This window comes from Mesorhizobium sp. M4A.F.Ca.ET.090.04.2.1 (assembly GCF_003999085.1).
In the GTDB taxonomy this organism is placed as follows: Bacteria; Pseudomonadota; Alphaproteobacteria; order Rhizobiales; family Rhizobiaceae; genus Mesorhizobium.
The window spans coordinates 1-4,631 of record NZ_RZOT01000499.1 but is presented as its reverse complement, the minus strand read 5'-3'; the positions used below and the strand labels follow the sequence as shown (position 1 = coordinate 4,631).

Sequence of the window (4,631 nt, the reverse complement as noted above, 5' to 3'; positions counted from 1 at the left end):
AAAACCGCGTCACACTTTTCGGCATCATGCTCTGGACTGCTCCTACCGTGTCAGCCGCTTGTGCGTCATGCGGTGCGGGGTCGCCGCTTCCGCGCCCAGGCGGCGCAGCTTGTCCTTCTCATATTCCTCGAAGTTGCCCTCGAACCATTCGACATGCGCGTCGCCCTCGAAGGCGAGCATGTGGGTCGCCATGCGGTCGAGGAACATGCGATCGTGGCTGATGATGACGGCGCAGCCCGCATAGGCCTCCAGCGCGTCTTCCAGCGCGCTCAGCGTCTCGGTGTCGAGATCGTTGGTCGGTTCGTCGAGCAAAAGCACGTTGCCGCCGCCCTTCAGCATCTTGGCAAGATGCACGCGATTGCGCTGACCACCGGAAAGGTTGCCGACCTTCTGCTGCTGGTCGCCGCCACGGAAGTTGAAGGACGAGCAGTAGGCGCGGCTGTTGACCTCGTGCTTGCCGAGCTTGATCACCTCGGCGCCGCCGGAGATCTCTTCCCACACCGTCTTGTTCGGGTCGAGCGCGTCGCGGCTCTGATCGACATAGCCGAGCTTGACCGTTTCGCCGATGCGGACCGAGCCCGTATCCGGCTTCTCCTGGCCCGTGAACGTCTTGAACAGCGTCGTCTTGCCGGCGCCGTTCGGGCCGATGACGCCGACGATGCCGCCCGGCGGCAGCTTGAACGACAGATCCTCGATCAGCAGTTCGTCGCCAAAGCCCTTGTTGAGGCCCTCGACTTCGATGACGACATTGCCGAGCCGCTCGCTCGCCGGGATGACGATCTGGGTGTCGGTCGGCTTGCGGTTCTGCGACTGCTCGACCAGTTCCTCATAGGCCTTGATACGCGCCTTGGACTTGGTCTGGCGCGCCTTCGGCGAGGACTGGATCCACTCGCGCTCGCGCCAGATCGCCTTCTGGCGCGAGTCGTCCTCGCGGCCTTCCTGGATCAGGCGCTTGGCCTTGGCGTCGAGATATTTGGTGTAGTTGCCCTCGTAAGGAATGCCGCGGCCGCGGTCGAGCTCGAGGATCCAGCCGGTGACGTTGTCGAGGAAGTAGCGGTCGTGGGTGATGATCAGCACCGAGCCCGGATAGTCGCGCAGGTGCTTTTCCAGCCATTGCGTGGTCTCGGCGTCGAGGTGGTTGGTCGGCTCGTCGAGCAGCAGCAGGTCGGGCTGCTCCAGCAGCAGCCGGCACAGCGCCACGCGGCGGCGCTCGCCGCCCGACAGGTTGGTCACCTCGGAATCGGCCGGCGGGCACTGCAGCGCGTCCATCGCCATCTCGACCTGCTGCTCGAGGTCCCACAGGTTCAGCCTGTCCATCTCGTCCTGGAGCTTGGCGGACTCGTCCGCCGTCTCGTCGGAATAGTTCATCATCAGCTCGTTGTAGCGCTCGATGATGGCGGTCTTCCTGGCGACGCCGTCCATGACGTTTTCACGCACGGTCTTGCTGTTGTCGAGGTGCGGCTCCTGCGCCAGGTAGCCCACGGTCGCGCCCTCGGCCAGCCACGCTTCGCCCTGAAACTCCTTGTCGAGCCCGGCCATGATACGCAGGATGGTCGACTTGCCCGAGCCGTTGGGGCCGAGGATGCCGATCTTGGCGTCCGGATAGAAGGACAGATGAACGTTATCGAGCACCTTCTTGGTGCCGTAGGCCTTCGACAGGCCGGACATGTGATAGATGAACTGGCGAGCCACGCGCGCTTTCCCTGGAACTGAAGTGTCAACTGGATGGAGGTTGCGCGCTATGTAGGCGATGCCGGGCCGAACGGCAATCGCTTTCGGTGCCGCGGCCCGAACACCAAACGCTCATCAACCTGCAAGCATCCGGTTGCCGTTGCCCTTTTTCGGCACGCTATCCGTTCATCCGAAAGCACCGATTAATCATTCCCGGCAAAACGGAGGTGATGGCAATCGCTGGTCGATGGCGGTTGCAGCGAAGAGGACGGATCGACTGCGTTGCTGAACAGTTTCCTGCTCCTTGCCGAAGCGGTTCTCTATTTCGGCGTCATGGTCACGCTGTTCCGTTTCAGGGCGCGCATCGGCCTCGGCGTCTTCGTCTGCGCGCTCGGCGTCATGCACTTTCTCGAGACCTATCTGGCCAGTGTCTTTTACGTCGCCCTGCCCTTCGGCATGGTGTCGCCGGGTTCGGCGGTGCTGTTCTCGGGCAAGCTGGTGATGCTGCTCCTGCTCTACATCAAGGAAGACGCGGCGACGGTGCGGCAGCCGATCTATGGCCTGCTGCTCGGCAATGCCCTGATGATCGGCTTGGTGCTGATCCTGCGCCTGCACGCGATCTCGCCGCTTCCGGACGGCAAGGCCCCCGATATCGGCTTCATGGTGTGGGGCACGTCGTTGCTCTTCGTCGACGCCATCCTGATCATCCTGCTCTATGAAAAGCTCGGTGGCTACCTTCGCGATCAGTTGTTTGTCCGTATCCTCGTCTCCGTCGCCTGCGTGCTCAGCTTCGACCAGGCGGGCTTCTTCACCGCGCTGCATTTCGTCACCGGCGCGCCGATCGCCGTCTTCTTCGGCGGCTGGTACGCCAAGATGAGCGCCGCCCTTGCCTACAGCCTGATGCTGGTTGCCTATCTGCGCTGGCTCGAGGCCCGGCAGATCGCCGTGCCGCGCGGGATTTCGGACATTTTCGACACGCTGACCTATCGCGAGCGTTACGAAGCGCTGGTCAAGCATGTCGGACGCGACGGCCTGACCGGCCTGCTGCATCGCGGCAGCTTCGAAACTGACGGCCAGGCCGCGGTCGCCGCCAGCCAGCGGACCGCCAGGCCGCTCAGCCTGCTGATCGTCGACGTCGACCATTTCAAATTGATCAACGATCGCTTCGGCCATGCCGAGGGTGACAAGGTGCTGAAGTCGATCGCCGCGGTGCTGACCGAGGTCGCCGGCGCCGAGCAAAAGGTATTCCGGATAGGCGGCGAGGAATTCGCCATCCTGACCGAGCAGCCGCACGCCGTCGCAAGGCTGCTCGGCGAAAGCATCAGGCATGCGGTCAAGGCTTCCGCCAGCACCAGCAGGTTCGAACTGACCGTCAGCGTCGGCGTTTGCACCCTTGGCGAGGCCAGCAACTGCCTGGCCGATATCTTCGCGCTGGCCGACAAACGTCTCTACAAGGCCAAATTGGCGGGGCGCGACCGCGTCATCGGCGAACTGGGCGACGACGAGGCCCAAGATCCCGGCATCCGGACGAGATCGGCATAAGGCGCCGGCGGCAGAGCGGCGAAGGCCCTCACCAGGCTTATTGGAAGCCGCTCGGATCGACCGTACCTTTCGGGCAACCCGCCTTGGTGGTCGGCGCGGACGCCAGCATCAGGCTGCCCAGCGTGCTGTCCGGGCCGATCGGGCCGGAGAGGCCGAGCGTCAGCTCGCCGATCATGCGCCTGCCGCTCGATGGATCGACCAGGCAGGACACACGAACCCGGTCGCCGGCGCCGGCACCGAAGGCGCCGTCGAAGGCGTCGCGGATCTGATCCGACGTCAGCTGTTTGCCGATATGTTTGGTGAAGAGATCGCGCACCGGCGACGCATTCACCGCCTGCATCAGGTTCAAGGCATCGGCGAAATACTCCTGCTGGCTCTTGCCGTAGCAGGTGCCATGCTTGATCCATTCATGCCGCTCCAGCTTGGAGGCGGTGCCCGGCATCACCTGATCGAGCTCGGCGCGGGTGTTCGCATCGAGATCGACCTTCGGCAGGTCCTGCCAATGGGCGGGATTGTCATTGGCCTTGTCGCCCGCCGACACCTGGCAATAGAAGTTGCCGTTCGGCTGCGGCCACAGCCCATGCAAGGTGAAATGCGTGGCGTCGAAGCCGGACTTCGACTGCGCCTGGCATTCGGGCTTGCTGGACTTGGTCTCGCAGAAAGCCGGCTGCCAGCTCAGCGCGAAGACATATTCCGGCTTGCCAGAGCCAGGCTGCGCCGGCTTGTTCTGATCGGCCGGCTCCGGCGTCGCAGCAGCACTGCCGGCGGTGACATGTCCGCAGCTGATCTTCACCCAGCGACGGTCCGGATGGGCGCCCGGCACAAGGATGAGGTAATGTGTCGGCTCATCCTTGTTGCCCGCCAGCAGCTGGTAGCTTTGTCCGGCCGCGGTCGATATGTTCCCGGGGTTCTTGCCGTTCTTGATCGCCTGCGTCGCCGGACAGGCGGCGTCGGCCACGAAGCTGCCGCTCATCTTCACATCGGCCCGCGCTGCTCCGGCGAGCGCCGTGACGGCGGCAGCCAACAAAAAAGCAAAACCAGTCCGCATACCCGCCCCTCGGCTCAAAATGTCGCGGCACACACTGCCGCTGTCTCCGTGTCAGAATTGCGATGGCCCGCGCCGCAAGGGAAGAAACCCACAGGGCAAAATCAGCCTGGCCGCATTGACCTAAAACCGCCGCCGGCGCAAACAAAACTCTCGTGAGCACGACAAGGGCGTTGCGGGGGACGAAGCGAAATGCCATTCAGCCAGCAGCGCCTGGTCAGATCGCCGACCGGCGCCGATCTCAACCTCTATGTGAAGGAGACGAGCGGCCAGCCGCGCGCCGTCGTCCAGATCAATCATGGACTGGCCGAGCACGCGGCGCGCTATGCCCGCTTCGCCGATTTCCTCGCCAAGCGCGGCTGTCATGTCTATG

General features: G+C 63.8%; 4 protein-coding genes. 2 read left to right on the top strand and 2 right to left on the bottom strand.

Going from position 1 to position 4,631, the window contains the following annotated elements:
• Positions 1-42: 42 nt before the first annotated feature.
• The gene (gene ettA / locus EN781_RS26590) at positions 43-1,692 is read right to left on the bottom strand and encodes an energy-dependent translational throttle protein EttA (protein WP_126053865.1); all 1,650 of its coding nucleotides are present in this window, start codon (positions 1,690-1,692) and stop codon (positions 43-45) included.
• Positions 1,693-1,953: 261 nt separating this feature from the next.
• Between ettA and EN781_RS26585 the strand changes: the two genes are divergently transcribed.
• Positions 1,954-3,213: a GGDEF domain-containing protein gene (locus EN781_RS26585; protein WP_126053864.1), complete on the top strand. Its 1,260-nt coding sequence runs from the start codon at positions 1,954-1,956 to the stop codon at positions 3,211-3,213.
• A 37-nt stretch (positions 3,214-3,250) separates the two neighbouring features.
• On the opposite strand, the gene EN781_RS26580 is transcribed toward EN781_RS26585, so the two are convergent.
• Positions 3,251-4,261, bottom strand: coding sequence for a ribonuclease (locus EN781_RS26580; RefSeq protein ID WP_126053863.1), 1,011 nt, complete (start codon positions 4,259-4,261; stop codon positions 3,251-3,253).
• A 189-nt stretch (positions 4,262-4,450) separates the two neighbouring features.
• On the opposite strand from EN781_RS26580, the gene EN781_RS26575 reads away from it, so the two are divergent.
• On the top strand, positions 4,451-4,631 hold a 181-nt coding region (locus EN781_RS26575; protein WP_189347878.1), incomplete at its 3' end, for an alpha/beta hydrolase.